We start from the raw sequence: 26,437 nt of genomic DNA, 5'->3' as shown, positions 1-26,437 counted from the left end.
ATTTTTATGCAGAGCATCTGGCTTGTGGGGATCAACGCGAAATTTGCCCATACGAACCCGGCCATCCGGTATTTGAAGAATTATGCGGACAACCCGGCCGTGGGCATCGCGGAATATACCATCAATATGCCCCTGGAATCCATTTTAAGCGATCTCTTGAATAAAGGAGGGAGGGCCTATGGCTTTTCCGTCTATATTTGGAATGTGGATTTTTGCCGCCGCCTGGGCGCAGCTCTGAAAAGGGAGGGGGCGGCCGTGCTGTTTGGCGGGCCGGAGGCGACGTATTCGCCGGAATCCTTTTTGGAATATGGCGATGTGATTCTGGGCGAAGGGGAAAAGCCCTTCCGGGCCTGGACCGAGGCATTTCTTGCAGGCCGGGAGCCGCGCAGGGAAACGCCTTCTCTCTGTTTTTTGGAAGGCGGAAAAAAGCGGACGAATCCGGCGGCCTCTCCTGTGGAACTGCAGGAGCTGGAACAGCCGTATTTTGATTTGAAGGAATTGAAAAACCGCGTCGTCTATTACGAGTCCTCCCGGGGATGCCCGTTTGCCTGTTCTTATTGCCTGTCCTCCATCGAAAAGGGTGTTCGGTTTGCTCCGGCGGAAAAGGTGAAACAGGATCTGGAGCTTTTCCGGAGAGCCGGCGTGATGCGGGTGAAATTTGTGGACCGTACCTTTAACGCGGACAAGGCCCGGGCCAAGGAAATTTTCCGGGACATCGCGGAAAAAGGCGGGAATACCGGATTCCACTTTGAAATTGCGGCCGACCTTCTGGACGACGAGACGGCGGAAATCCTGTCCCGGGCGAAAAAGGGACTGATCCAGCTGGAAATCGGCGTGCAGTCCACCCATCCGCCCACGCTGCGGGCAATTCGGCGGGAACAGGATTTTTCCCACACCCGGCGGATGGTGCGGCGCATTGCCGAGGGCGGAAACGTACACCAGCACCTGGATCTCATTGCCGGGCTGCCTTTGGAGGGACTCGGGGAATTTGCTAAGTCCATTGACGATGTGATGGATGTGGGAGCGGAAAAGGTGCAGCTGGGTTTTTTGAAGGTGCTCCATGGCTCGGCAATGGAGGCGGAAGCGGCCCGGTATGGCATTGAATATCAAAAAAGCGCGCCTTATGAGGTGACCCGGACGGACGCCATCGCTCCGGCAGAGCTGGCCCTGCTCCATGAAATCGAATATCTGCTGGACCGGGCCTATAATTCCGGCCTGTTTCCTCAAACTGTGCGGTGGTTTTCCAGACAGTGCGGCGGGTATTTTGCGTTTTTCCGGGAATGGAACGACCTGGCAAAGGAGGGAAAGCCGCCCCGGAATTGGACGGAAGGGGACCTGGCGGCATCGCTTCTCGCCTTCGGAGAGAGGCGAAATATTCCATATGGGCGGGATTTTCTTCGCTGGGACGCTCTTTGTCGAAACTTCCGCCCCCGCCTGCCCGAATTTTTGGAACAGCCCGGGAGGGAAGCCGAGCGGCGCGCATTCTATCGGGACTTCCCGGAGGAATGGGTGCCGGAAAACCGAAAGGGGAAGCGCCCCTGGCATTATACCCGTCTGGAATGGTTTTCGGCGGACATTCCCGGATATCTGCGGGAAGGAAAGCTGCGGGAGAAAGAGACAATCGTTCTCTTTGACTATGCGGCAGGCGTCCGGCGGGTTTTGGGACAAGAGCCGTTCCAAGAAAAAAGTGAAACCGGGAAGCAATAAGCCCGGGCCAGATGGAGGATGGCATTGCGCCAAAAGGCGCGGCGGCGGGGAATCAATTTCATGTATCTGCCGCCGATTCGGCATTACGGGGATTTTAAAAACTTGATCGAGATACCGCCGCCGGCCCTGCCGATGGCTTTATACGGTAAATAAAAACTGCCCGGGCACAATGCCCGGGCAGCCTTTATAGAGGAAAAATGAAACGGGAAACTTAATACAAATTACAATGTTTTTTGCTGAAAAGTCCGGCCACAGAACCTTGCTGCGGAGGGCCTTTTCTCATTCTTGTAACTGTATCGTTATGTATTGTATCCCGGATTTTGACAAAGTATACATGCGGCGAAAAAATTATTTTGATTTTTTTCGGGGCGCTGTTTTTGTGAACTGAATGAGAATTCCAAGAATGGCGAGCACCAGAGTTGCCAGAAGAAGCCAGTGGGCGTGGGTCTGCTGAAAAGCGGTAACCGCGCGGCTCAGGGATCGGAGAGTCTGGCTGGCGGTTCCGGCCTGGGCGGAAAAAATAGAAGAGAGGTGGAGAAAGAAATATCCGCCATACAGAGCCAGAGACGAAGCGCCGTTAAAGGACGTGGAAAAAATGAGAAAGGCGCGCCGGTAAACGATGGTCAGGCTGCCCAGGGCAACGGCGAAAACACAGATGAAGATGATGCCGAAGGTAGTGGTCACGCTCCCGCCGAACAGGACGAGAATGGCCCATCCGATGAGGGCGCCAAAGGAAGCTCCCATAAGAAAAATTCCGACATGATAGAGGAAATAGACGAGAAGGCAGACCCCCACACCGATGAGAATAGAAAATACCAGAGCCAGAACCGTGCTGAGGCCGGCAACGGGAGCCAAAAGCAAAAAGGCCGCCAGGAATCCAAAAAGGAAGCCATAGGCCATAATCAGCTTTCTGACATAGCGGTAGCCGAAGAAACAGAGAATGAACGCTAAAAATAAATTGACAATAAAAAATGCAATACCCGAAAATGTAGCCATACCATACTCCTATCCGCAGCATTCGTGAAAAATCGCGCCATTTCGTAACATTTATTATAGTCAAAAAGAAAAAAACTGTAAAGGGAAAAACGCGTTTTGTTTTGTAATGTTTTCCCGCCCGCTGGGTATACTACATTTCTATGAAGGCGTTAAAAAAATTTGACAAGACAATCAAAATAGTATTGGGGCTGGTGATCGGCGCCGTAAACGGGTTTTTCGGTTCAGGCGGCGGCATTATCGCCGTCCAGGCCATGGAAAAGCTGGGAGTGGAGCAGAAGAAGGCCCATGCCACATCCCTTCTGGTCATTCTGCCCCTGTCGATTGCCAGCGCGGTGATTTATTTCCTGTCGGGCAGCGTCAGCTTTGAGGGCAGCACTTGGTTCCTGCTGGGCGGAGCATGCGCCGGCGGCCTGGTCGGGGCGCTGCTGTTGGATAAATTAAAGGGGGAATGGGTGAACGCCATTTTTACGCTGCTCATCATCGCCTCTGGAATACGGATGGTGTTTTGATATGATTTGGTTTGCAGTTGCGGGATTTGTTTTTGGCATTATCGGCGGCATGGGCATGGGCGGCGGAATCATCCTGATTCCCGTTCTGACGCTGTTTTTGGGCGTGAACCAACATGCGGCACAAGGACTGAACCTTTTGGCGTTTCTGCCCATGGCCGGGTTTGCCCTGGCAGCACATATCAAAAAGAAGCGGGTGGATTTCAAGCTGGCCATCTTCCTCTGCATTTCCGGCCTGGCAGGCGCCCTGCTTGGCGCTTGGGTTGTGGGGAGCATGGAAAACGATCTGCTCCGGAAACTGTTTGGCGGATTTCTCATTCTGCTGGGCGGGATGCGGGCGGTGGCTCTCATAAAAAATTTTATCCAGAAGAAAAAGCAAAAAGCGAAATAAGATGACAAACGAGACTGCCGCGGAAGTAAAGGCTTCCGCGGCTTTTTATATGCCAAAAAGCGGCTTCCGGACGCATGGCGGAACTGGCGGAAAAGAGAGAAAAAGCTTGTAACGAATTTATATTTTGGAAGGGAATGAGTGCGGATGGACAGGGCGGCCATGCAAAAGGAGCGGCGGACAAACCCATATCCGGGTATGATGCAGCATATATATTTATTATAGAGAAACATTTCTCAAAATAAATATTTGTCAAAGAATGGCGATCCATGTATAATAAGAAGTAATTCAAAACCTACGATTCCATGTGGAACGCGTGACAACTGAGAGGAAAATGGGAGGTAATTGATTCATGGGAAGGAATCTGACGTTTAAGGGCGGAATCCATCCTTTGCCAAAGCTTCACCATGGGAAATTGCAGACCGAGCGTCTGGCCATTGAGGTCATGCCGGCGCCGGAGACGGTCAGCATTCCCTGCGCCCAGCATATCGGCGCGCCGGCCGTGCCGATTGTCGAGGTGGGAGACAGAGTGAAGCTGGGCCAGAAAATCGCCGAGGCAAGCGGTTTTGTGAGTGTGCCCGTGCATGCCAGTGTTTCGGGAACGGTAAAGGAAATTGCCCCAAAGCCGAACAAGGCGGGCCGGGATGTGGTCAATATCGTCATTGCCAACGATTTTGAGGACGAGGTTGACCCCAAAATCGCGCCCCAGGGCCCGCTGGATACGCTGACGCCGGACGAGATCCGGGCGCTCATCAAAGAAGCGGGCAATATCGGCCTGGGCGGCGCGGGGTTCCCCACCCACGCAAAGCTCTCGCCGCCGGCGGATAAGCCTATCAACACGGTGATTGTCAATGGGGCGGAATGCGAGCCCTTTTTGACGGCTGACCACCGGGTTATGCTGGAAAACCCGGGCGGTGTGATTTTGGGACTCAAAGCCGTGATGAAGGCGCTGGATGTGAAGCTGGGGTTTATCGCCGTGGAGGACAATAAAATGGATGCGGCGGCGGCTCTCCAGAAGGCGCTGGATACCAACACCATCCGCGTCAAGATCCTGGAAACAAAATATCCCCAGGGCTCGGAAAAACAGCTGATCGATTCGATTTTGGGACGGCAGGTTCCCTCGGGCGGCCTGCCCATGGATGTGGGCGTGGTGGTCATCAATGCGGCTTCCGCGGCGGCCATTGCCGAAGCCATCGACACGGGAATGCCTATTGTGAACCGCGTGGTGACGGTGACCGGCCATGTGGAAAATCCAAAAAACCTTCTGGTCCGCATCGGGACGCCCATCAAAGAGGTGCTGGACTATTGCGGCGGCATGAAACCCGGGGTGAAACGGTTGATCGACGGAGGGCCCATGATGGGAACGCCGCTGGACCGGGTGGACGGCGTGGTGACGAAAACGACTTCCGGCCTGCTGGCCCTGGGAGAAGACCATATTCAGAACACAAAAAAATCCAACTGCATTCACTGCGGGCGGTGCGCATCGGTATGTCCCATGCACCTGATGCCCATGATGATCAGCGCAGCTTCGGATCACTATGATTGGGGGCGGGCGGAAAAGTATCATGCCATGGACTGCATGGGGTGCGGCTGCTGTTCGTTTATCTGCCCGGCAAACCGGCACCTATGTCAATCCATCCGGGTGGCCAAGGATGCCATTGCCGCCAAACGCAGGAAAAAACAATAGGAGGCGGAATTATGGACAACGAACAATATGTATTGGCGTTTTCGCCCCATATCACAGATTCTTCCACCGTTTCGCGCATTATGCTGGATGTGATCATTGCGCTCCTTCCGGCCTGCGGGGCGGCGATCTATTTCTTTGGCGTTCAGGCGGCCATTCTGCTGGCGGTGAGCGTAGCCTCGGCGATGGCAACGGAGGCCCTGATCCAGGTGCTCTGCAAGCGCCGGGTGACGGTTTTGGACGGCTCTGCCGCGGTTACGGGCGTTTTGCTGGCCCTCAACCTGCCGGCGGGGGTGCCCCTCTATATCCCCATTGTAGGTGCGGCGTTTGCCATTGCCATCTGCAAGCAGTGCTTTGGAGGACTGGGGCATAACTTCATCAATCCGGCTCTCGCGGCCCGGGCGATGCTGCTGGTGGCCTGGCCGGTGGCCATGACGACCTTCCTGCTTCCCGGCGTGGATACCGTGGCTTCGGCGACCCCTCTTGCCATGATGAAGGCGGGGGAGACGGCGGGGCTTCCCAGCCTGTTGCAGATGCTTTTGGGGCAGACGGCGGGCAGCATGGGAGAAACCAGCGCCCTCGCCCTGTTGCTGGGCGGCGTGTACCTTATAGCGCGCAGGGTCATCTCCTGCCGCATTCCTCTGACGTATATCGGGACAGTGGCAGTGTTCGTGCTGCTGTTTAAAGGCCCGGATATGGTTCTGCCGCATATTCTTTCCGGCGGGCTGTTCCTGGGGGCCTTCTTTATGGCAACAGACTATGTCAGCTCGCCTTCCACGCCTTTGGCCCAGTTTATATATGCCCTGGGCTGCGGCATTTTGACGGGCGTGATCCGGCTGTTTGGCGGCTATGCCGAAGGCGTATGTTTCTCAATTCTCCTGATGAACCTGGTGACGCCGCTTCTGGAACGGGCATTCCCGCCGCGGATCTATGGGGAGGTGAAGGCGAAATGAAGGAAATTTTAAAAATGACCCTCAAGCTCTTTGTCATCACCTTTATCGCCGGCGCACTGCTGGGAGGAACTTATTTTATCACCAAAGATCCCATCGCGGAGCAGGAGACCAGGCAGGCCACCGAAGCCCGGCAGCAGGTTTTGCCGGAGGCGGCAAGCTTTGAGGCTGTAGACATGGCGGCGATCAGCGCGGACGAGGCATACAGCAGCATCACCGAAGTGTATACCGGCAAGGACGCTGCAGGCAGCGTGGTCGGCGCGACCGTGCGGATGACCGCCAAAGGGTTTAAACCGGGCATTGTGCTGACCGTGGGCATCAAGAACGACGGGACGGTGAGCGGCGTCAGCATTGGCAGCCATGAGGAGACGGCGGGCCTGGGGGCGAAAGCTGCCGAGCCGGAATTTTATGAGCAGTTTGCCGGGAAACCGGCGGACGGTTCGCTGAGCGTCATCAAAAACGGGACGGCAGGGGAGAGTGAAATTCTTGCCATTTCCGGCGCTACCATTACATCAAAAGGGATTACCGACGCCGTGAATACCGCAGTGGGCTGCTATGACAAATATGTGAAAGGCTGAGAGGAGGGCGCGAAGGTGAAAGAAAAAGAAACGGCAAAACCGACTTCCATCGCCGGAAAGATCATAAAAAATGGAATCATCGACGAAAACCCCACGTTCCGGCTGGTGCTGGGCATGTGCCCGACCCTGGCTGTGACGACGGCGGTTTCCAACGCTCTGGGCATGGGGGCGGCGGCCACGTTTGTCCTCATCTGCTCGAATATGGTGATCGCGCTGCTGCGCAACTTCATCCCGGCAAAGGTTCGGATTCCGGCCTATGTCGTGATTATCGCAGCGTTTGTGACCATCGTCCAGCTGCTGATGAAGGCGTTCCTGCCCGCATTGGACAGCGCTCTTGGAATCTTCATCCCGCTCATTGTGGTCAACTGCATCATATTGGGCCGGGCAGAGGCCTTTGCCTCCAAAAACCAGGTCGTCCCCTCCATTCTCGATGGGCTGGGCATGGGGATTGGCTTTACGCTGGCCCTTACCCTGATCGCAACGATCCGGGAAATCCTGGGCAACGGAACCTTCCTGGGGATCTCCCTTTTCGGGCCGGGGTATCCGCCGGCGCTCATCATGATCCTGGCGCCGGGAGGCTTCATCACTTTGGGGCTGCTCCTGGGACTCATCAACAAGATCATGAAGAAAAAGGCATAGGAGGGCGGCAGCATGGATTTTACAAATATTTTCGTCATCCTTTTGAGCTCTATTCTGGTAAACAACTTCGTCATGTCGCGGTTCTTGGGCTGCTGTCCCTTCCTGGGGGTTTCCAAGAAGATCAACACGGCCCTGGGCATGGGGGCGGCGGTTACCTTTGTCATGTCCCTGGCCAGCGTCATTACCTATCTGGTGCAGTATTTTGTGCTGGAGCCGCTGGGCGTGGCCTATTTGCAGACCATCGCATTTATCCTTGTGATTGCGGCGCTGGTGCAGCTGGTGGAAATGGTGATCCAGAAGATGAGCCCTTCGCTCTATAAGGCGCTGGGCGTATATCTGCCGCTGATTACGACAAACTGCGCCGTGCTGGGCGTGGCGATTCTCAATATCAACGAGCACTATAACCTGCTGGAATCCCTGGTGAATGGGTTTGGCGGCGCGGTCGGTTTCACATTGGCCATCGTTCTGTTTGCAGGCATCCGGGAAAAGCTGGAATATTCGGATATTCCCCAGCCTTTGCAGGGCTTTCCCATTGCGCTTATAACAGCGGGACTCATGAGCATTGCCTTCCTGGGATTCCAGGGAATGATTTAGGGGGAGGAAACGCATTTGGAAGCGATCATTTGGTCATTGGCGGTTCTTGGCGGCCTGGGCATCGTTCTGGGTTTGGGGCTGGGAATTGCGTCAAAAAAACTGGCAGTCAAGACAGATCCCCGGGTAGAGCAGGTGCGGGAATATCTTCCCGGCGCCAACTGCGGCGGATGCGGTTTTCCGGGATGCGACGGCCTGGCGGCGGCTCTGGTGGAGGGAACCGCAGCTCCTGGAGCCTGCTCGGCCTGCTCCAAAGAGAATTTGGATAAGATCGGGGAGATCCTCGGCGTGGCAGTGCAGGCGGGCGAAAAAAAGGTGGCCCGGGTGCTCTGCCGGGGCGATCATGGGGCCTGTAAAGATAAGGCGGCCTATGACGGCGTCATGGACTGCAAGGCGGCGGCTCTGGTGGCCGGCGGCTTTAAGATGTGCCGGGTGGGCTGCCTGGGGCTGGGTACCTGTGCAAGAGTATGTCCTTTCGGAGCTATAGAAATCGGAGAGAACGGCATTGCCGAGATTGACGAAGAGCTCTGCACGGGCTGCGGAAAATGCGCAGAGGAATGTCCGCAGCATGGCATTGTCATCATGGAACAGAGCCGCCCGGTATATGCGGCCTGCCGTAACCGGGATTTTGGAAAAGCAGTTTTGAACGTCTGCACGGCGGGATGCATTGGATGCAAGCTCTGCGCGAAAACCTGCCCGGAAGGGGCGATTGTGATGGAGAACAACCTGCCGGTATTTGACTATGAAAAATGTATTGGCTGCGGGGCATGCGCGGAAAAGTGCAAGCCCGGCTGCATTACTTTCCTGGGCAGCGCGGCGGAAGAGGCGGGGGAAGCATGAGAAAATTCCTTCTTGCCTCTGCCTCTCCCCGGCGGCGGGAGCTGCTGGGGCTGGTTCTGCCGGAATTTACAGTCCAGGTGAGCGCGGCAGACGAAAACCTGAAGGAGCGGGATCCCGGGAAGCTGGTGGAAGAGCTGGCCCATCGAAAGGCGGAAGCCGTGGCCCGAAAGGCAGAAAAGGGCACGGTGGTCATCGGTGCGGACACGGTTGTATATGCCGGGGGAGAGATTCTCGGCAAGCCCCGGGACCGGGCGGACGCGCGGCGGATGCTGCAAATCCTTTCGGGGAACACGCATGCGGTGTATACGGGGATTTGCGTAATCGATACAGAAACCGGACAGGTCCGCCGGGATGCGGCAAAGACGGAAGTGGTCATGGCGGAGATATCCAAAGCAGAGCTGGAGGATTATCTGGATACGGAAGAATATGCCGATAAGGCGGGGGCCTATGGCATTCAGGGAAAAATGGCCCGGTGGATCAGCGGAATTCACGGCTGCTATTATAACGTCATGGGGCTTCCGGTTCAAAAGCTCTATGCCCTGCTTCGGGATATGCAGCTGATCTAAAGAAAAATGGGAAAATAGCCACGATGGAAACGCGTGGTTATTTTTTTGTATAAAAAGTGGATAACAGCGCCTGTCAGGGGCGTAAGCCCGGCAAAAGGATCATATATATAAAAAAAGATACATTTTCATCCAAACAAAAGATGCCCGACCCATAGGTATAACTTGGGAGAAATATGGAAAGAGTATATGCAGATTTTGGAAAAGGAGAAATGAATCTATGATGAAATATTTGTCACAAGGCCTGGGGATCGATCTGGGAACCGCGAATACCCTGATTTACGAGCGGGGAAACGGCATTGTCTTAAATGAGCCGTCGGTTGTGGCGGTTCGCCCGGGGGACCGGAAGATTCTTGCCGTGGGAAGCGAGGCCAAGCAGATGCTGGGAAAGACCCCGGGGCAGATAATGGCGGTCCGTCCCATGCGGGAAGGCGTGATCGCGGACTTTGACATGACCAAAATCATGCTGAAATACTTTATCCAGAAGGTGATGGCCCGGCGGCTTTTTAAAAATCCCAACGTCGTCGTGTGCGTTCCCTGCGGGATTACCGATGTGGAAAAGCGGGCGGTGGAGGAGGCGGCGCGTTCCGCAGGCGCACGGGATACGTTTCTCATGGATGAGCCGGTGGCTTCCGCCATTGGCGCGGGGCTGGATATCTCTCTTCCCCGGGGAAGGATGATTCTGGATATCGGCGGGGGAACCAGCGAGGTCGCGGTAATCTCCCTGAATGGCATTGTAGTACACCGTTCCCTGCGCGTGGGCGGAAACTATATGGACGAGGCGATTTCGGATTATGTCCGGAAAAAATATAATGTATATATCGGCGAGTCCACGGCAGAGCTGGTGAAAATTGAGATCGGCGATGTGCGGGAAGAAACGGGAGAGGAGACTTTAGAAATCAAAGGACGCAGCCTGATTTCCGGGCTGCCGGCCAGCGTCACGATATCTTCCAAAGAAGTGAAAGAGGCGCTGACTGACAGTGTCACAAAGATTCTCCTGGCGGTTCGCCAGACCCTGGAAAACACACCGCCCGAGCTGACGGCGGATATCTATGAAGATGGCATCGTCATGGCCGGCGGGACATCCATGCTTCGGGGTCTGGATGAACAGATTTACCGCGAAACCGGGGTTCGGGCCTTTTTGGCGGAGGAACCACTGGATTCGGTGGTGCGCGGCGCAGGCGCGGCAATTGAGCAACTGATGCACCGGGGCGGCCCGCACTATGCCATGCGCGCCGAGGCATAACCGAACGTTCACAAATTATTTATGGAAATGAATGGGCGAGATATGGTATAATCACTATAAAACCGTATTCCGCCCTTTTTATTTTTGGATAAATGGGCAATAGAATTATGGAAAAGAGGAAGATAGAGGATGTCTTTTTGGAAGAATCGTCCCTTGCTTATAGCCGTTATTTTAATCATCATTCTGTTTGTGCTGCTGTTCGCAACGGCGGGCACCTCCGGCGAAGGAGGAACCCAGAGCGTCATTGGGGGGATTTTTGCGCCCATGCAGGAGGGGCTCTATAACTTCACGGCGAGTATCGGCGATTTCTTTTCCAATCTGTTTTCCACGACAGATTTGGACAAGGAGAATTTGGAGCTCAAGCAGAAGGTGGCGGAGCTGGAAAGCAAGCTCCAGGATTATGAAAATATCGCCAGCGAAAATGAACGGCTGAAGGAGCTTTTAAACGTCGTGGATTCTGTGGGCGATTATGAGATCGTGACGGCGCGGGTCATTGGCAAAAATCCGGGCGTATGGTTCCGGGAATTTACCATCAACGCCGGCAGGAACCAGGGCGTGAAAAAGGATATGATCGTCCTGACAAAGGACGGCCTGATGGGGCGCGTCATATCCTCGGCGGATTCCTATGCCAAGGTGATGACGCTGATCGATCTGGAAAGCGGGGTTCCGGCCCTGGTGGAGAGAACGCGGCAGAATGGTGTTGTCAAGCTGAAGGGCGGGACCGAGGATTCCGGCGATGCGCTGGAAATGTATTATCTTCCCATCGATGCGGATGTGGTGCCGGGCGATAAAATTCTGACATCGGGCATTGGCGGAGTATATCCCAAAGGCCTGGTCATCGGAACGGTGACCGAAGTGAGCGCGGAATCCGGGACCGAAAAGCGCGTGACTGTAAAAAGTGCTGTGGACTTTGAGCGTATGGAAGAAGTCATGGTCATCAAGCATGTTTTTGAAGAGGTGGAAGAATAATGCGCTATGTGGTGTTGCTGCTCACCTCTCTGATCTGTTTCTTTTTCAACAGCGCCGTGCTGCCGCAGGCGGCGATTTTCGGCATCCAGATGGATATCATGCTGGCCGCCATGGTCTGCATGGTGATGCTGGAACGCACCATGACTCCGGTTTTCTATATGACTGGGTGCGCGGTCATCATGGACTGCCTTTTTGCGACGGCCATCGGCTATTATTCGCTCCCGTATCTTCTCATTGGCCTGCTTCTCTATCTGGTCATGTGGAAATGGGGAAGCGGAAATGTGAAGTGGTATGCCGTGCCCATCCTGGGGGGCGGTGCATGGCTGATAAAAGAAATTCTTTCTGCGCTATTCTCAGTTCTTCTGGGAGTTTCTGTGGATTTGGGGCGGACGTTTCTCACCCATTCCCTCCCGGGCATTTTACTGGCGGCTCTCCTGACGTCGCTTTTGTATCTGCTGTTTGCCCGGTTATATCGGTATAATTTCCTGCGGCCGCTTTCCGCGCGCCAGGAGGATGAATACCGGCTCTAAGTTTTATTGAGGAGTGAAGAGCATGTTTTCCAAGCTGAAAACTCGATATATTGCCTATATTGTCGTTGTATTTGTGCTGTTGACCACGCTGATAGTGCAGCTCTACAGCTTAAATATCCGCCACGCGGAGGAATACACCAGCCAGGTGAGCACGAATAACGAAAAGACAGTGAGCGTGAAAGGCGCGCGCGGTTCGATTATGGACAAGAACGGCGTTCTGCTGGCCTATGACGTCAGCAGCTATGACGTGCAGTTTTATAAGGACCCGGCGGAAAACGCTTCCAGCGACCGCGCTTTCTATACGGATGTGATTCAGAAAACCATCGAACTCATCGAGTCCAAGGGCGGGGAAATTATCGATACCTTTATGATCCGCAGAGGAGAAGATGGAACCTTTTCCTATGATATCGACGACAGCATCACCGGCGAGGCGCGGGAAAACCGCATCAACAACTGGTGCGAAAATATGCAGATTTCCAAGGTAAAGGATGCGGAGGGCAACTCGGTCTATCCGGATCCGGAGAATATCTACTATGACCTGCGCACCCGGTACCGCATTCCCGAATCCATGGCATATGAGGATGCAGTCAAGCTGCTTTCCATCTGGCAGGAAGTGCAGCTTATGACATATCGCTCCTATATTCCCGTTACTATCGCATATAACGTCAACTTTGAAACGGTTTCAGAGATCGAGACCCGGGCCAATGAGCTCAAGGGAATGCAGATCGAAGAGAGCAGCACCCGCGTCTATCCCAAAAAGACGGTGGCGGCACATATCGTTGGATATATGGGCCGGATGGTGAGCGAAGAGGAAATCGAGGAAAAGGAGGCCCAGGGCTATTCCCAGGACGACCTTGTGGGGAAAGTCGGCATTGAGGCCACAATGGAGGAGTACCTGACGGGCAACAGCAAGGAGCATCAGGGGAAAAAGGTTTTGGAGGTAGACAGCGCGGGAACGGTGGTCCGGCAGGTTTCCTATACGCCGCCGACGCCGGGCAATAAGGTGGTTCTCACCATCGATTACCAGCTGCAGGAGCTTTTGGAAAGGACGCTGGCGGAGAACATTCAAACGGTGTATGCCGAGCAGCAGGATATGTATAACAATGCGGATCCGGAGCAGCGCAAGGAATATGACGAGATATTGGCAAAGCGTTCCACGAAAACGATTAACTATGTCCAGTCCGGCGCCTGCATCGTTATGGAGGTCAAGACAGGCAAAGTGCTGGCCCTGGTTTCTTCGCCGTCGTATGACCCGAATTTGTTTACCGGCGGAATTTCCGAAGAGGATTTCAAAATGCTGAACGAGGACCCGGCAAAGCCGCTCTTTAACAACGCCATTTCTTCGGTCTCCACGCCAGGTTCAATCTTTAAGCTCTGCACAGCGCTGGCCGGACTCATGGAAGAGGAAATCACCCTCACGGGCCCCAAAGGCATCATCAACGACGAAGGCCCCTATACCAAGCATTTGCAGGAGGGAGCGACAATCGTGGGTCATATTCCCAGCTGCTGGACCAAATATCCCCAGAACCACGCGCATAATCAGGACGTCGTAGCGGCGCTGAAAAACAGCTGCAACTATTATTTCTATGAAGTGGCATACCGGCTGGGGAACGACCGCCTGAACGAATGGGCGGATAAGCTGGGGCTGACCAGCAAAACCGGCATTGAGCTGACCGGCGAAGTGGCCGGGCGGGTCGGCAACAAGAATGTGCTCTATGACCCCTCCAAGGATATCGACGACCAGGTGACGTATAAGCCGCTGCTGGTGTATAACAAGCTGGTGGGCCAGCTAAGGGACTATGGAACAGAACGCGGCGTGACATATACAGACGACCAAGTGAAGGCGGCCGCGACCCGCATCATGCAGACGGCCGGGGAAAAGGGCCTGGTGATCGGTAAAGAGATCCGGCAGATCCTGAGCGAAGAACTGGATATTCCGGAAAACGTCTCCTCAAGCCGTGGCTGGTCCAACGAGATTGTGAACACAGTGCGCGAAGTGGTGTGGACGGACAACGACACCATTGTGCAGGGAATTGGCTCGGAGCCGACGCAGCTTTCTCCCATCGCCGTCGCCCGGTATCTCTGCGCCATCGTCAACGGAGGAAAGGTTTTCCAGCCCCATATCGTGGAAAAAATTGTGGATAACGAGGGGAATGTAGTCAAGACCTTTGAGCCCACAGTGGTAACGGATCTGCAGATCCCCGAGGAATACACGAACGCGATTATGGAAGGAATGGATCAGGTGGTTTCGGCAGAGGACGGCACGGCAAGCCAGGCCTTTGGAAACTTTAAATATCGGGATATTCTGGCAGGCAAGACGGGAACCGGCGTGGTTTCGGATATCGATATTGAAGATAACGTCTGGCTCTGCCTGGTGGCGCCCAAGGACGATCCGGAGATCGCTGTGGTTTGCTTCCTGCCCCATGGATTCTCGGATTCCAAGGCTTATCCCACGGCAAAGGCCGCCATTCAGTACTATTTCGACCAGAAAAATGCGCCGGCAGAAACGGAGCCGCAGGCTTCTCCCGAGGGCGGATTGCTCGAATAAGCGGAAAAAAACACGAAACAGACTGCAAAACCGATTGCAGTCTGTTTGTTTATAAGGTATAATTGGACGGGAGGGAAAATCCCTTTTTTAGAGAGATTCTTTTTATGGGAAATTATGGATTGCAGCAGTGCATATCACGGGCATGCGCCATGATTTTCAATTTTTGCGGAGTATGATGGAGGAAACGAGTGATTACTGTCAAAAGTACGCAGGAAGGGCTGGAATTTTGGATTGAAAGCTCCATGGCGTATCCGGATATCAAGGAGGAGCTGTTCCGCAAGCTGGGAGAAAACAAAGCGTTTTACCGGGGCATGAAGCTCCCGGCTATCTTTTTTGGAAAGCATTTCACAGACCTTCAAAAAAAGGAAATTTCCGGTTATTTTTATCGTGAATTACAAATTCAGAATACGGTTTTTGCGGAGGATGAGGAAAAGAGCGAACCCGAAAGGCCCATGCCGCCGCAGCCGCAGGACTCCCCAAAAGACGAGGTGGAGCGAATGGAAATTATTGGGCAGGAGGGCGAAAGCCTGTTTGTCCGGTCCACTGTCCGGGGCGGGCAGCGCATGGAATCCAAGGGGGATATTGTGGTGCTGGGAGATGTGAACCCCGGCGCGGAGCTGATTGCCGGCGGCAATATCGCCGTTTTTGGAAAATTGCGGGGGCTGGCTCATGCCGGCGCCTCTGGCCGGAGGGATGTCTGCATTGCCGCAAACTATCTTTTGCCGCAGCAGGTGCGGATCTGCGGAAAGATTGCCATTATCCCCAAAGACCGGGAGATCGAGGGGCCGGAGGTTGTCTACCTGCAGGATGGCAAGGTGGTTGTGGATCAAGTTGGATGAGTTGTTGAAAAACATAATGGAGGGGCATAGATGAATAACGTAATTGTAGTGACTTCGGGAAAAGGCGGCGTTGGAAAAACGACGACAACGGCGAACCTGGGCGTTGGACTTGCCCGGGCTGGAAAGTCTGTCGTCTTGATGGATACGGATATTGGGCTTCGCAATCTGGATGTGGTTTTGGGATTGGAAAACCGGATCGTATATGACCTGGTGGATGTGGTGGAAGGAACCTGCCGCCTGAAGCAGGCGCTCATTAAGGACAAGCGGTATGACGGGCTCTATCTTCTGCCCGCGGCGCAGACCCGCAACAAAATGGCGGTGTCGCCTGAGCAGGCAAAGGCGCTTGTGGAGGAGTTAGAAAAGGAATTTGACTATGTCCTGATCGACTGCCCGGCAGGCATCGAGCAGGGCTTTCAGAATGCCATTGCGGGCGCGAAAAGCGCCATCGTGGTGACGGTGCCGGAGGTTTCCTCCGTCCGCGACGCAGACCGGATCATCGGCTTGCTTTCCGCCAGTGAGATTACGGATGTGAAGCTGCTGATCAACCGTATCCGGCCGGATCTTGTGAAAAAGGGCGATATGCTGGCCATTGAGGATACATTGGAAATTCTGGGCGTCGATCTTATCGGCGTAGTCCCGGAAGATGAAATGATCTTCCGTTCCAGCAACCTGGGCGAACCGGCGGTGACCGACGATAAATCCCGGGCGGGAAGCGCCTATCGCAATATTACCCAGCGGATTTTGGGCAAGGAGATTCCCATTATGGATATGGAAGAAAAGAGCGGATTCTTCGGCAAGATGAAAAAGCTCTTTGGGAAAAACTGACATGGGCTGCCCTTGGGCGAGGTAAGGAGGAATCGGTATGGGTTTGTTTGGAAAGAGATCGAGAAAGAGCAGCTCTGTCGCGAAAGACAGGTTGAAGCTGGTTTTGATATATGACCGGGCAGGGACGTCTTCCAATAATGAGATGATTGAGATGATGAAACGGGATATCATGCGGGTCATTTCCCAGTATATCGAAATTGAGGAAGAAGAGATTGATCTGGATATCAAAACCTCGAACAACACAGGTGAGGGAGTGACCAGCGAGCTGGTGGCGAATATCCCCATCCGCAAGGTGAAAAAATTGGGGAAAAACAGATATCAGAAATAACAGGAAAAACCGGCAGAGGCTGCCGGTTTTTTTGTGAAATCAATAAACGGAAGAGAAGAGTTGCCCCGGATAAAAAGGCTCTGAAGGGGCTGCCGTTTGCCGGCGCGCAATAAAAGGAAACGGAAATGCGGCAGGCAAAAATAGCCGGAAGGAGTTTTCCCGCATACGGTATGCAGAGCAGAGGGGGAGAATGCCGTTTTGCATGCGAATATGTTGTCAAAGGTTTATGAACTTTTTATGACGGATTTGCCAGGCCGGGCGCAAATAGTGTATACTAAATAAACAGATACGAAAGAACCGGAAGGACGTTGTTCAACGAATGAAAAAAAACAATCTCTTCAGCAAGAGCATGTTAAAAAATATAGATTGGTTCCTGCTTATAATCGTGGTCGCTATTGTTATCTATGGAGCCATTGCGGTTACAAGCGCAACTTCTCCAGGGTTTTCCGGCGAGGATATGACGTTTGAAGAATATTTGGGACAGCTGGATTGGAGCTATGCTGGGCTGCAACTGATCTTTTTTGGGATTGGGATTGCGGCTATAATCGTTCTGTTATTTTTGGATTATAATAATCTGCGGGATTTTTCCAATATTATGTATTGGATCATGGTGGCGCTGCTGGTGGCTGTCTGGTTATTTGGGCAAACCATCAATGGAACAACAGGCTGGTTTAAGATCGGAAACCGGGGCATTCAGCCCGCTGAGTTCTGCAAGATCCTGATGATCGTGGTGCTGGCCAAGGAATTTGCCCAGCGCACGGAAGGAAAAACCGAAGGAATTACCCGTTTCCGCGATATCTGGCCCATGCTTTGGCGTTTTCTCATTCCCTTCGGACTGATCCTTTTGCAGCCGGACTGGGGCTCTGCCATGGTATATGCCGTGGTGTTTATTGGGCTGCTCTTCATGTCCAAAACCAGCTTTAAGATTATTGGGTCGCTGCTGGGCGGCGCCCTGGCCATGCTGCCGGTGGCGTGGCTCTTTATGGCGGATTACCAAAAAGAGCGGATCTATACGTTTTTCGATCCTTCCCGGGATACCGAGGGATCGGGATTTCATATGCTCCGGGCGAAAATCGTCGGGAGCTCGGGCGGACTCAACGGCAAGGGGCTGTTTTCCGATGACCTGCTGACCCAGCAGGGGAATTATCTGCCGGAAAAGCAGACCGACTTTATTTTTGCCGCTACCAGCGAGGCCGTGGGCTTTGTGGGAGGAATGATTCTGATTATTCTCTATGGGCTGCTGATCTATCGTCTGATTCGGCTTTCCATGCGGGCCAAGGACGATTTTGGAACGTATCTCATTTTGGGAGTATCCTTCATGCTGCTGTTCCATGTGTTTGAAAATATCGGCATGAACATCGGGCTGATGCCGGTGACGGGTATTCCGCTTCCCCTGTTCAGCTATGGCGGTTCCAATATGCTGACAATGATGCTGGCACTGGGGCTGGTGCTCAATGTGAATATGCGGCGAACGCGATATAATATATAGCGGTTTTGGAAAAAAGGGGACGAGAAATTCGTCCTCTTTTCTTTTGCGGGGATATATTTTGGGAAGCCTTCCCATATACATAGAAAAGAGAAGGAATTGATACCGGCAATTTCCGGATAGAAAGGAATGAAAACGCATATGGAGGAAAAAAGAAACCGGCAGACCACCAGCAACACAGAGTTTGTCTCGCGGACAGCGAGCCAAAGCCGCGACCGAATTTTTGATGAGGAGCGCATGCGTCAATTGCCCGGGAAAGAAGAGAAGCGGACGAAGTTCGGCGCATGGGGAGAATGGAAGAAAAAAGGGGAAGCGATGCCCCATACCTATAAAAAACTGCTCCGGAACACGGCGATCTGCGCTCTTCTGGCTTTTGGAATCTGGGGAATCAAATCCATGGATACGACCATAGCCAACAACGTTTCCCAAGGCATTGAGGAGGCGACATCCAGCGAAATGCAGATGGATGAAGATTTGGGCCGCCTGAAATTTGTGAATGGAGAGGAACAGTCAGACGCCACTGCGGTCAGCGCATCGGCATACAGCCTGCCTCTGGAGGGAGAAGTGGTGGAGACATTTTCGGAAACCGAAAAGGGCGTGAAGATCAAAAGCGAAGCCAACACGGACGTCAGCTCGATTCTCTCAGGCACTGTCATAAAGACCACCCAGGATACAGTAATCGTTGAGAACAACAACAGCACGCAGACCACCTATCAGGGACTCATCCCCACGGTGACGGCCGGGGACCAGGTGACAACGGCGCAGACCATCGGCAAGCTCTCGGGCGAAGTCCTTTGCCTGGAAACGGTGAGCAATATCGGTTATGTGGATTCTCTGAGCGCCAAAGACGTGAACGAAACGGTTGTTGGAAAATGAGCATCAAGCTGTTGGATGGGCGGCTGGTCATCAATTTGATCTTTATCCCCGTCGCCATCGTCATGGCATGTATCAATGGGGCCGCCTCTGTTGCGGCCTTTTTTGCCGCGCTTTTTCTCCATGAATGCGCCCATTCCATTATGGCCTCGGCCCTGGGTGTGCGGGTTTCCAGCCTGGAGCTGATGCCCTTTGGGTGCACGGCTCATGTGGAGAGCTTTGCCGTAATCAATGGAAGCAAGGAGATCGCCATGGCGGCGGCCGGCCCGGCCGTCAACATTCTCACGGCAGCGGCCTGTTATGTTGCCCTGCGGTTTGCGGAGCCTTCGGCCTTTTTGGAGGCCTTTTTCCGATCCAACGTCATGCTGGCGGCCATGAATCTCCTGCCGGCCCTGCCGCTGGACGGCGGGCGGATTCTGGCTTCGGTTTTGAGCATCAGCATGCCGCCGCTTCGGGCGACGCGGCTCACCAGCATTCTGGGAATCTGCGTGGGGAGCTTGCTTTTGGGTATAGGGATTTATATGGCGGCGACAGGAAATTTCAATCCCACGATCCTGCTCATGAGCAGCTTCATGCTCTATGCTTCCATCCGCCATTTTAAAAATGCCGCCTATATGTTTTTGAAAAACACCACTGGAAAGCGGGACGCCATTCGACGGCGGACGACGGTGGACATAAAAAATCTGGCCGTACACAAAAGCCGGACGATGGGGGAAGTGCTTCCCGACCTGGATACCCGCAAATATAATATGGTCTATGTTTTGGATGATGACCTTCGGGTGATCGGACGGCTGAGCGAATCCGAGCTGCTGCGGGGCGTGGTAAAAGAGGGAACGGCCGCTCCCATGCAGACGCTGACCCAGGAAAAATAAAAGGTATTTTGCGGGTTGATGTTTGACCTCTCTTGGGATTGATGGTATAATAGCAAAGGTTTGAATTGCGCAAAAGCAGGAATGCGTGTATTTTGTTTTGCAGGAGTGTGGCAGTGAAGCTAAAAGGGATGGATCATATTGTTCTTGTAGTTTCAGATTTGCAGGCTGCAATTGAGTTTTATAGGGATATTTTGGACATGCGCGCTGAGCAGCGGGGAGTGAATACGGCATTGCTGTTTGGAGACTGCAAAATCCATCTGCATGAGATGCAAACAGGGGCCAGACCTGTTGCGGCCGTTCCGGCCTATGGCAGCCAAGATTTCTGCGTCCGGGCGGAAGGCAGCATTCAGGAAATATATAAGGAACTGCAGAAGAAGAAAGCGCCGCTGGAGCCGGAAATGGGGATTGTTAAGCGGATTGGGGCTTTGGGAGAAATGCAGAGCGTATATTTACGCGATCCAGACGGGAATTTAGTGGAAATTTGTGTGTATAGCGCATAGGCGCCGGCGGGATATTTCTCGTCTAAAGCCTATATAGATATTATTGGAAACAGCAGAAGTCGTGCCGTCTGACGGGCAGCAAAAGAAGAGACATGCAAAGAGGCCGCGGTTCATGCGGCCATACTTTTTATTTGGATATTTGTGGAGGAAGACCTTTTGATAGATCGGAAAGTTTTGGAGAGCATATTGCCCAAGGTGGAGAAACCGGCGCGGTATATCGGCGGAGAGCCGAATATGGTCCGCAAGCCAGTGGATGTTCCCATTCGCTTTTTGTTCGCTTTTCCGGACGTTTATGAAGTGGGCATGTCCCATCTGGGGACAACCATTCTCTACCATCTGACCAACGAGCGGGAGGATACCTATGCCGAGCGCACCTATGCGCCCTTTAAGGACATGCAGGACTGCATGAAGGAGGCGGGGATTCCTCTCTATTCTCTGGAAACCTATACGCCCGCGGCAGAATTTGATATCATTGGGTTCAATCTCTCCTATGAGATGTGTTATACGACGGTTCTCGCCATGCTGGAGCTGGCGGGGCTTCCCAAGCTGGCTTCCCAGCGGGACGGGCTTCCCCTGGTCATTGCGGGCGGCGCCTGCACCTATAATGCCGAGCCTCTGGCGGATTTTATCGATCTGTTCATCATCGGGGAGGGAGAAGAGGTCAACATGGAACTGCTCGACCTCTATAAGGCCCACAAGGAAAAGGGATTTGAGAAGAAGGCCTTTCTGGAAGAGGCGGCGCAGATCCCGGGAGTGTATGTCCCCTCGCTCTATACCATAACATATTGCGCGGACGGAAGGGTGGCATCCATAGATGGGCCGCAGATGCCCATCCGCAAGCGGTATGTGAAGGATTTGGATGCGTCGTATTATCCGGAAAAATTTATGGTGCCGTTCCTGCGCCCTGTCCACGACCGGGCAGTTCTGGAGATTTTCCGCGGCTGCACCCGGGGATGCCGGTTCTGCCAGGCGGGATTTATCTATCGGCCTGTGCGGGAGCGGAAGCAGGAGACGCTGTTCCGCCAGGCGGACTGTATCCTGAAGGACACGGGATATGAGGAGATTTCCCTTTTATCGCTGAGTTCGGGGGACTACAGCACCATTGAGGAGCTGTCTATCGGCCTCATCGAGAAATATGAGAAGGATCATGTCAGTGTTTCGCTGCCGTCTCTGCGCATCGACTCTTTTGACAAGGAATATGCCAAGCGCATGCAGGGAGCGCGCAAGAGCAGCTATACCTTTGCCCCTGAGGCGGGGACCCAGCGCCTGCGGGACGTCATCAACAAGAATATTACCGAAGAGGACATCATGCGGGGCGTTCGCTATGCCTTTGAAAGCGGCGCCAGCAGCATAAAGCTATATTTTATGATCGGCTTGCCCACGGAGACTTATGCCGATTTGGACGGCATTGTGGATCTGGTGAAAAAGATTCGCGGGGTGTTTTTCTCGTTGCCCAAAGAACAGCGGTCGGGCGCGCTCAGCATTCATGTGAGCACATCTTCCTTTGTCCCCAAGCCGTTTACTCCCTTCCAATGGGAAAAACAGGATACGATGGACGAGCTGCATGCCAAACAGGAATACCTGCGGGAGCAGCTGAAAATGCGCGGCGTGCGCTATAATTGGCATGAGGCGCAGCTAAGCTATCTGGAAGCCGTTTTCGCCCGGGGCGACCGGCGGCTGGGAAAGGTTCTGCTATATGCCCAGGAAAACGGAGCCATGTTTGACAGCTGGCAGGATTATTTTCAAAATGAATTCTGGACGGACGCCTTTTTGCGGGCGGGCATTGATCCGGAATTCTATATCTACCGGGAGCGGGATGTAGACGAAATTCTGCCCTGGGATCATATCGACTGCTATGTAAAAAAATCCTATCTGGTGCGGGAGCTGAAGCGGGCCCGGGAAGCGGTCTGCACGCCCGACTGCCGGGAGGGCTGCACGGGCTGCGGCCTTGGCGGGAGGTGCTTTGAAAAATGAGAATCGGCGTAAAGTTTTCCCGCCTCGGGATGACAAAGTTTATCTCGCATCTGGACGTGCAGAGCATGTTTTCCAGAACCCTGCGCCGCACAGGCCTGCCTGTACGGTATTCCCAGGGATTTAACCCCCATATCGTGACCTCTTTTGCCTCGGCCATGGCCGTAGGCCTGGAATCCACGGGGGAATATATGGAGTTTTTCACCACGGCGCCAGTGGAGCCGGAGCAGGTGAAAGAACTATTATGCCGGGCGCTTCCCGGCGGCTTTTGCGTGGAAGCCGTGGGAGAGCTGGAAGAGCCGGGGAAAAAGCTCATGGCTCTGGTGGAAGCGGCGGCCTATGAGGTCTATCCCGAAGAAAATGCCCGGGAGCTGGGAGAGGCGCTCCGTGCCCTTCTGGCGCAGGAACATTGTGTGATTACCAAAATGCGCAAGGGGAAAACCCGGGAAATGGATATCCGCCCGCTGATTCTTCATGCGGAAATGGCGGGAGATACAATCCTGCTGTGGCTGGCTCTGTCCGGTTCTCAGTCCCTGAGCCCTTTTACACTCCTGGATACGCTGGCCCGGCAGACCGGCAGGGCTTTTTCCGGCAGGGTAGTGCGAAAAGAGCTGTATACGCTGCAAGACGGCAATTTAAAGGCTTTGGATACGCTTTTTCAGCGGTGACCGGGGCCTATGAGATAAGTTTTTTGGAGGTTCGTTCATGAAAAAAGAAATTATCGCAGACGTTAATCCTCATGAGGCGCGGGTGGCGCTTTTGGAGGATGGCGAGCTGGCGGAGATCCATGTGGAGATGCGCGGCTGCGAAAGACTGGTGGGGAATATCTATAAAGGGCGTGTCTGCAATATCCTTCCGGGAATGCAGGCGGCGTTTGTGGACGTGGGCCTGGACAAAAACGCATTTCTCTATGCGGGCGATATTCTGGTGGATAAATCGGATTTTGAATTTGAAGGGGAAAAGCCGGAGGACATCGATAAGCAGCTAAAGCAGATGAATATCCGCGATATGCTCAAGCAGGGCCAGGAGATCATGGTGCAGGTTTTGAAGCAGCAGGGAGGAACCAAAGGCGCCAGGGTCACCACGCATATCACACTTCCGGGACGGATGATGGTTTTGATGCCCACGGTGGATCATGTGGGCGTATCCCGCAAGATTGTGAACGAGGCCGAGCGCGAGCGGCTCAAGGACCTGTTTTCCCAGATCAAGCCCGAAGGGATGGGCGTGATCGTGCGGACGGCGGCAGAGGGCGGCACCCGGGAGGAATTTGAGAGCGAAATGCAGTTCCTTGCCCGGCTTTGGGGAAAGATCCAGTCCAAGGCGGATTTCTTTTCGGCGCCCCGGCTGATCCATTCCGAGGAGACGCTTTTGTTCCGGACAGTGCGGGATTTGTTCAACAACGATATCGATCAGTTTGTCATCAAGGATAAGGATTATTATGAAAAGGTGCTGGCGGTTGTGGAGATCACGACGCCGGCTCTGCTGGACAAGGTGAAATACTTTGATTCGGAGGAGAATATATTCGACGTCTATGGCATCGAAAACAAAATCGAAAAGGCCATGCAGCGCAAGGTTTGGATGAACAACGGCTCCTATCTTGTGATTGACGAGACCGAGGCGCTGACGGTAATTGACGTCAACACCGGCAAATATATCGGCGAAAACGATTTTCAGGAAACGATCCTCACGGCCAACATCGAGGCGGCCAAAGAGATCGCCCGGCAGCTCCGCCTGCGGGATATCGGCGGGATCGTGGTTATCGACTTCATCGACATGGAGAGCGAAGAAAACAAGCAGAAAGTGGTGGAGGCGCTGGAAGAGGCCCTGAAGCAGGACCGGACCAAAACCAACGTTTTGGGGATCACCGAGCTGGGCCTTGTGGAGATGACGCGCAAAAAGGTGCGGCGCAAGCTGTCCGCCCTTTTGCAGACGACCTGCCCCCACTGCACGGGCAAGGGAAAAGTCTATTCAGATGCCGCCATGGCCATGCGGGTGCGGCGGGAGGTCAACCGGGTCGTGCTGCATAACGATGCGGCGAGCTATCTGGTGGAGGTGGCTCCCAGCGTCGCCAAATATATCATTGAGAAAAACAACCAGAATCTGGCGATTCTCGCGGATTATGAGGGCCTGTCCTTCTATATTTCGGAAAACAAGTTTTTCCATACCCATGAAATCAAGGTGACGCCGCTTGGCGGACAGGGAAAGGCAAAGGAAAAGGCGATCAAGGAGGCCATGGTCTTCTGTTGATGGAGAAAATCCCTGAAAAAGAGATTTTTTCCTTGTAAACCCCGCGCAACTATGCTAAAATGGGAGCTGAAATAGAGCTCTTGAATGGAAGAGTGGGGGAAACACCCACTCTTTGACTTTATATCGGCAAATTAAGAGCACGTTAACAGGAGGCGGGAATTTGTCAAAAAAAGTGGAAGAAGCCGTGGAAGCGGTGGTGGCGCCGATTCTTTCCCAAATGGGCTTTGCACTGGTGGATATCGAATATACATTTAAAAAGGGCGGCGAGAGCGAGCTTGTCATTTATATCGATAAGCCGGGCGGCGTGGATCTGGACGACTGCGAGGCGGTCAGCCGCGCCATCGACGAACCCATGGATATTGCCGATCCGATTTCGGAATCCTATGTTTTATGCGTATCTTCGCCGGGAATCGACCGGCCATTGAAGCGGGAGAAGGATTTCCAGGATTCGATTGGAAAAAAGGTGGATGTGAAGCTGTATCAGAAGCAAGACGGCAAAAAGGAGTTTTGCGGAACGCTTATGCGTTTTGACGAGCAGACCCTTGTCCTTGCAGATGAACGGCAAAAGGAGATGCAGTTTTCCCGGGAACAGATTGCCCAGGTGCGGCTGCATATAGATTTTTAATTGGGGGGAACAAGATGAACGCAGAATTTATGAACGCTTTGGAAGATTTAGAGCGGGAGAAGGGAATCAGCAAAGAGATCTTGATTGATGCCATCGAAACGGCCCTGATCTCTGCCTATAAACGCAATTTTGGCATTACGCAGAACGCGCGGGTGACCATCGACCAGGAGACGGGCGAAATCAAGGTATTTGCCGAGAAAAACGTCGTGGACGATGTGTTTGACGAAACCTTTGAAATGAGCCTGGACGACGCCCGGGCCATCAATCCCGCCTATGAGGTGGGGGACACCATCGAAGTGGAAGTTACGCCTTCTTCCTTTGGACGGATTGCGGCGCAGACCGCCAAGCAGGTGGTGGTGCAGCGCATCCGGGAGGCCGAGCGCGGCATTATCTTTGACCAGTATATTGAAAAGGAAAATGAGATTATGACCGGCACCGTGCTGCGGCAGGAACGGGGCTGCTATTATCTGGAACTGGGCCGCGCCGAGGGCATTCTGCCCATGAACGAGACGATTCCCGGCGAACGGTATGATATCAACAAGCGGATGAAGGTCTATGTCATTGAGGTCCGCAAGACGGCGAAGGGGCCGCAGATCGTCACATCCCGGTCGCATCCGGGGCTGATTAAGCGCCTGTTTGAGCTGGAGGTGCCGGAGATTTCCCAGAATGTCGTCACGATCAAGAGCATTGCCCGGGAGGCTGGCCAGCGCAGCAAAATTGCCGTCTATACGGACGACGAAAATGTGGATCCTGTGGGCGCTTGCGTGGGGCCGAAGGGCAGCCGCATCGAGCAGGTTGTAGAAGAACTGAACGGGGAACGCATCGATGTGATTCCCTGGAGCAAGGACCCGGCGGAGTTTATCGCCAATGCCCTGCGGCCGGCCAAGGTCATCATGGTGCAGGTAAACGAAGAGGAAAAAGCGGCCAAGGTCATCGTCCCGGATTATCAGCTTTCCCTGGCCATCGGCAAGGAAGGGCAGAACGCGCGTTTAGCGGCGAAGCTGACGGGGTATAAAATTGATATCAAGTGCCAGTCCCAGATTGTCGACAATCTGTTTGGCCCGGAAAATCCCGAGGAGGGCGGAGACTTTGACGAAGCCTCTTTGGATTTTGAAGGACCGGATTTTAACGAATAA

At 53.7% G+C, this 26,437-nt stretch carries 28 protein-coding genes; 27 read left to right on the top strand and 1 reads right to left on the bottom strand.

What is annotated here, in order from left to right:
- The first annotated feature begins 6 nt into the window (after positions 1–6).
- Entirely contained in the window at positions 7–1,707 is a 1,701-nt protein-coding gene (locus tag H8693_RS02570) for a B12-binding domain-containing radical SAM protein (protein WP_249279662.1), read from the top strand.
- Between the two features lie 348 nt (positions 1,708–2,055).
- Here the strand turns inward: H8693_RS02570 and H8693_RS02565 are convergent, their stop codons facing one another.
- Positions 2,056–2,703, bottom strand: a complete 648-nt coding sequence (locus H8693_RS02565; RefSeq protein WP_249279661.1) for a TMEM198/TM7SF3 family protein — start codon at positions 2,701–2,703, stop codon at positions 2,056–2,058.
- A 140-nt stretch (positions 2,704–2,843) separates the two neighbouring features.
- Here H8693_RS02565 and H8693_RS02560 point away from each other — a divergent pair, with 140 nt between their 5' ends.
- The 26 genes from H8693_RS02560 to nusA all read left to right on the top strand — a co-directional run bounded on the left by H8693_RS02560 (position 2,844) and on the right by nusA (position 26,437).
- Entirely contained in the window at positions 2,844–3,212 is a 369-nt protein-coding gene (locus H8693_RS02560; protein ID WP_249279660.1) for a sulfite exporter TauE/SafE family protein, read from the top strand.
- A 1-nt stretch (position 3,213) separates the two neighbouring features.
- Positions 3,214–3,600 (top strand): sulfite exporter TauE/SafE family protein, encoded by a 387-nt coding sequence (locus H8693_RS02555; RefSeq protein ID WP_249279659.1) that lies wholly within the window; start codon positions 3,214–3,216, stop codon positions 3,598–3,600.
- A 74-nt stretch (positions 3,601–3,674) separates the two neighbouring features.
- Positions 3,675–3,842, top strand: a complete 168-nt coding sequence (locus H8693_RS02550) for a hypothetical protein (RefSeq protein WP_249279658.1) — start codon at positions 3,675–3,677, stop codon at positions 3,840–3,842.
- Between the two features lie 107 nt (positions 3,843–3,949).
- On the top strand, positions 3,950–5,284 hold the full coding sequence (gene rsxC, locus H8693_RS02545) for an electron transport complex subunit RsxC (protein ID WP_249279657.1): 1,335 nt from the start codon (positions 3,950–3,952) through the stop codon (positions 5,282–5,284).
- A gap of 11 nt (positions 5,285–5,295) precedes the next feature.
- Positions 5,296–6,234: an RnfABCDGE type electron transport complex subunit D gene (locus tag H8693_RS02540; RefSeq protein WP_249279656.1), complete on the top strand. Its 939-nt coding sequence runs from the start codon at positions 5,296–5,298 to the stop codon at positions 6,232–6,234.
- Positions 6,231–6,809: an RnfABCDGE type electron transport complex subunit G gene (locus H8693_RS02535; RefSeq protein WP_249279655.1), complete on the top strand. Its 579-nt coding sequence runs from the start codon at positions 6,231–6,233 to the stop codon at positions 6,807–6,809. The genes H8693_RS02540 and H8693_RS02535 overlap by 4 nt, the downstream gene beginning before the upstream one ends.
- A 15-nt stretch (positions 6,810–6,824) precedes the next feature.
- Positions 6,825–7,448 carry an electron transport complex subunit E gene (locus tag H8693_RS02530; protein ID WP_330605685.1) on the top strand — a complete coding sequence of 208 codons (624 nt, stop codon included), beginning with the start codon at positions 6,825–6,827 and terminating at the stop codon, positions 7,446–7,448.
- A gap of 12 nt (positions 7,449–7,460) precedes the next feature.
- Positions 7,461–8,042 (top strand): electron transport complex subunit RsxA, encoded by a 582-nt coding sequence (rsxA, locus tag H8693_RS02525; protein WP_178618116.1) that lies wholly within the window; start codon positions 7,461–7,463, stop codon positions 8,040–8,042.
- A 15-nt stretch (positions 8,043–8,057) separates the two neighbouring features.
- Positions 8,058–8,879 carry an RnfABCDGE type electron transport complex subunit B gene (locus H8693_RS02520; protein WP_249279654.1) on the top strand — a complete coding sequence of 274 codons (822 nt, stop codon included), beginning with the start codon at positions 8,058–8,060 and terminating at the stop codon, positions 8,877–8,879.
- Positions 8,876–9,445: a Maf family protein gene (locus tag H8693_RS02515; RefSeq protein ID WP_249279653.1), complete on the top strand. Its 570-nt coding sequence runs from the start codon at positions 8,876–8,878 to the stop codon at positions 9,443–9,445. The genes H8693_RS02520 and H8693_RS02515 overlap by 4 nt, the downstream gene beginning before the upstream one ends.
- A 217-nt stretch (positions 9,446–9,662) precedes the next feature.
- The gene (mreB, locus tag H8693_RS02510) at positions 9,663–10,688 is read left to right on the top strand and encodes a rod shape-determining protein (protein WP_178618816.1); all 1,026 of its coding nucleotides are present in this window, start codon (positions 9,663–9,665) and stop codon (positions 10,686–10,688) included.
- Between the two features lie 129 nt (positions 10,689–10,817).
- Positions 10,818–11,657 carry a rod shape-determining protein MreC gene (gene mreC / locus H8693_RS02505; protein ID WP_249279652.1) on the top strand — a complete coding sequence of 280 codons (840 nt, stop codon included), beginning with the start codon at positions 10,818–10,820 and terminating at the stop codon, positions 11,655–11,657.
- The gene (locus H8693_RS02500) at positions 11,657–12,187 is read left to right on the top strand and encodes a hypothetical protein (RefSeq protein WP_178618821.1); all 531 of its coding nucleotides are present in this window, start codon (positions 11,657–11,659) and stop codon (positions 12,185–12,187) included. Before mreC ends, H8693_RS02500 begins: the two co-directional genes overlap by 1 nt.
- A 22-nt stretch (positions 12,188–12,209) precedes the next feature.
- Complete coding sequence (locus tag H8693_RS02495) at positions 12,210–14,735, top strand: penicillin-binding transpeptidase domain-containing protein (protein WP_178618824.1); 2,526 nt, start codon at positions 12,210–12,212, stop codon at positions 14,733–14,735.
- A gap of 188 nt (positions 14,736–14,923) precedes the next feature.
- A complete protein-coding gene (minC, locus tag H8693_RS02490) occupies positions 14,924–15,574 on the top strand; it encodes a septum site-determining protein MinC (RefSeq protein WP_249279651.1) in 651 nt (216 codons plus the stop codon).
- Between the two features lie 30 nt (positions 15,575–15,604).
- Complete coding sequence (minD, locus tag H8693_RS02485) at positions 15,605–16,399, top strand: septum site-determining protein MinD (protein WP_178618772.1); 795 nt, start codon at positions 15,605–15,607, stop codon at positions 16,397–16,399.
- A gap of 37 nt (positions 16,400–16,436) precedes the next feature.
- Positions 16,437–16,727: a cell division topological specificity factor MinE gene (gene minE / locus H8693_RS02480; protein ID WP_283243724.1), complete on the top strand. Its 291-nt coding sequence runs from the start codon at positions 16,437–16,439 to the stop codon at positions 16,725–16,727.
- A gap of 319 nt (positions 16,728–17,046) precedes the next feature.
- A complete protein-coding gene (gene rodA / locus H8693_RS02475) occupies positions 17,047–18,216 on the top strand; it encodes a rod shape-determining protein RodA (RefSeq protein ID WP_249279650.1) in 1,170 nt (389 codons plus the stop codon).
- Between the two features lie 138 nt (positions 18,217–18,354).
- On the top strand, positions 18,355–19,089 hold the full coding sequence (locus H8693_RS02470; protein ID WP_249279649.1) for a M23 family metallopeptidase: 735 nt from the start codon (positions 18,355–18,357) through the stop codon (positions 19,087–19,089).
- Positions 19,086–19,958, top strand: coding sequence for a M50 family metallopeptidase (locus tag H8693_RS02465; protein WP_249279648.1), 873 nt, complete (start codon positions 19,086–19,088; stop codon positions 19,956–19,958). The genes H8693_RS02470 and H8693_RS02465 overlap by 4 nt, the downstream gene beginning before the upstream one ends.
- 113 nt (positions 19,959–20,071) lie before the next feature.
- Entirely contained in the window at positions 20,072–20,458 is a 387-nt protein-coding gene (locus H8693_RS02460) for a VOC family protein (RefSeq protein ID WP_249279647.1), read from the top strand.
- Positions 20,459–20,617: 159 nt separating this feature from the next.
- Complete coding sequence (locus H8693_RS02455) at positions 20,618–22,432, top strand: TIGR03960 family B12-binding radical SAM protein (RefSeq protein WP_249280099.1); 1,815 nt, start codon at positions 20,618–20,620, stop codon at positions 22,430–22,432.
- Positions 22,429–23,097 carry a TIGR03936 family radical SAM-associated protein gene (locus H8693_RS02450; protein ID WP_249279646.1) on the top strand — a complete coding sequence of 223 codons (669 nt, stop codon included), beginning with the start codon at positions 22,429–22,431 and terminating at the stop codon, positions 23,095–23,097. Before H8693_RS02455 ends, H8693_RS02450 begins: the two co-directional genes overlap by 4 nt.
- A 37-nt stretch (positions 23,098–23,134) precedes the next feature.
- Positions 23,135–24,676 carry an Rne/Rng family ribonuclease gene (locus tag H8693_RS02445; protein ID WP_178618758.1) on the top strand — a complete coding sequence of 514 codons (1,542 nt, stop codon included), beginning with the start codon at positions 23,135–23,137 and terminating at the stop codon, positions 24,674–24,676.
- A 160-nt stretch (positions 24,677–24,836) separates the two neighbouring features.
- Positions 24,837–25,301: a ribosome maturation factor RimP gene (locus H8693_RS02440; RefSeq protein ID WP_178618756.1), complete on the top strand. Its 465-nt coding sequence runs from the start codon at positions 24,837–24,839 to the stop codon at positions 25,299–25,301.
- Between the two features lie 14 nt (positions 25,302–25,315).
- The gene (gene nusA / locus H8693_RS02435; protein WP_249279645.1) at positions 25,316–26,437 is read left to right on the top strand and encodes a transcription termination factor NusA; all 1,122 of its coding nucleotides are present in this window, start codon (positions 25,316–25,318) and stop codon (positions 26,435–26,437) included.

Source organism: Guopingia tenuis (assembly GCF_014384805.1).
Lineage (GTDB): Bacteria > Bacillota > Clostridia > Christensenellales > Christensenellaceae > Guopingia > Guopingia tenuis.
This window is presented reverse-complemented; position numbering and strand designations above follow the sequence as displayed.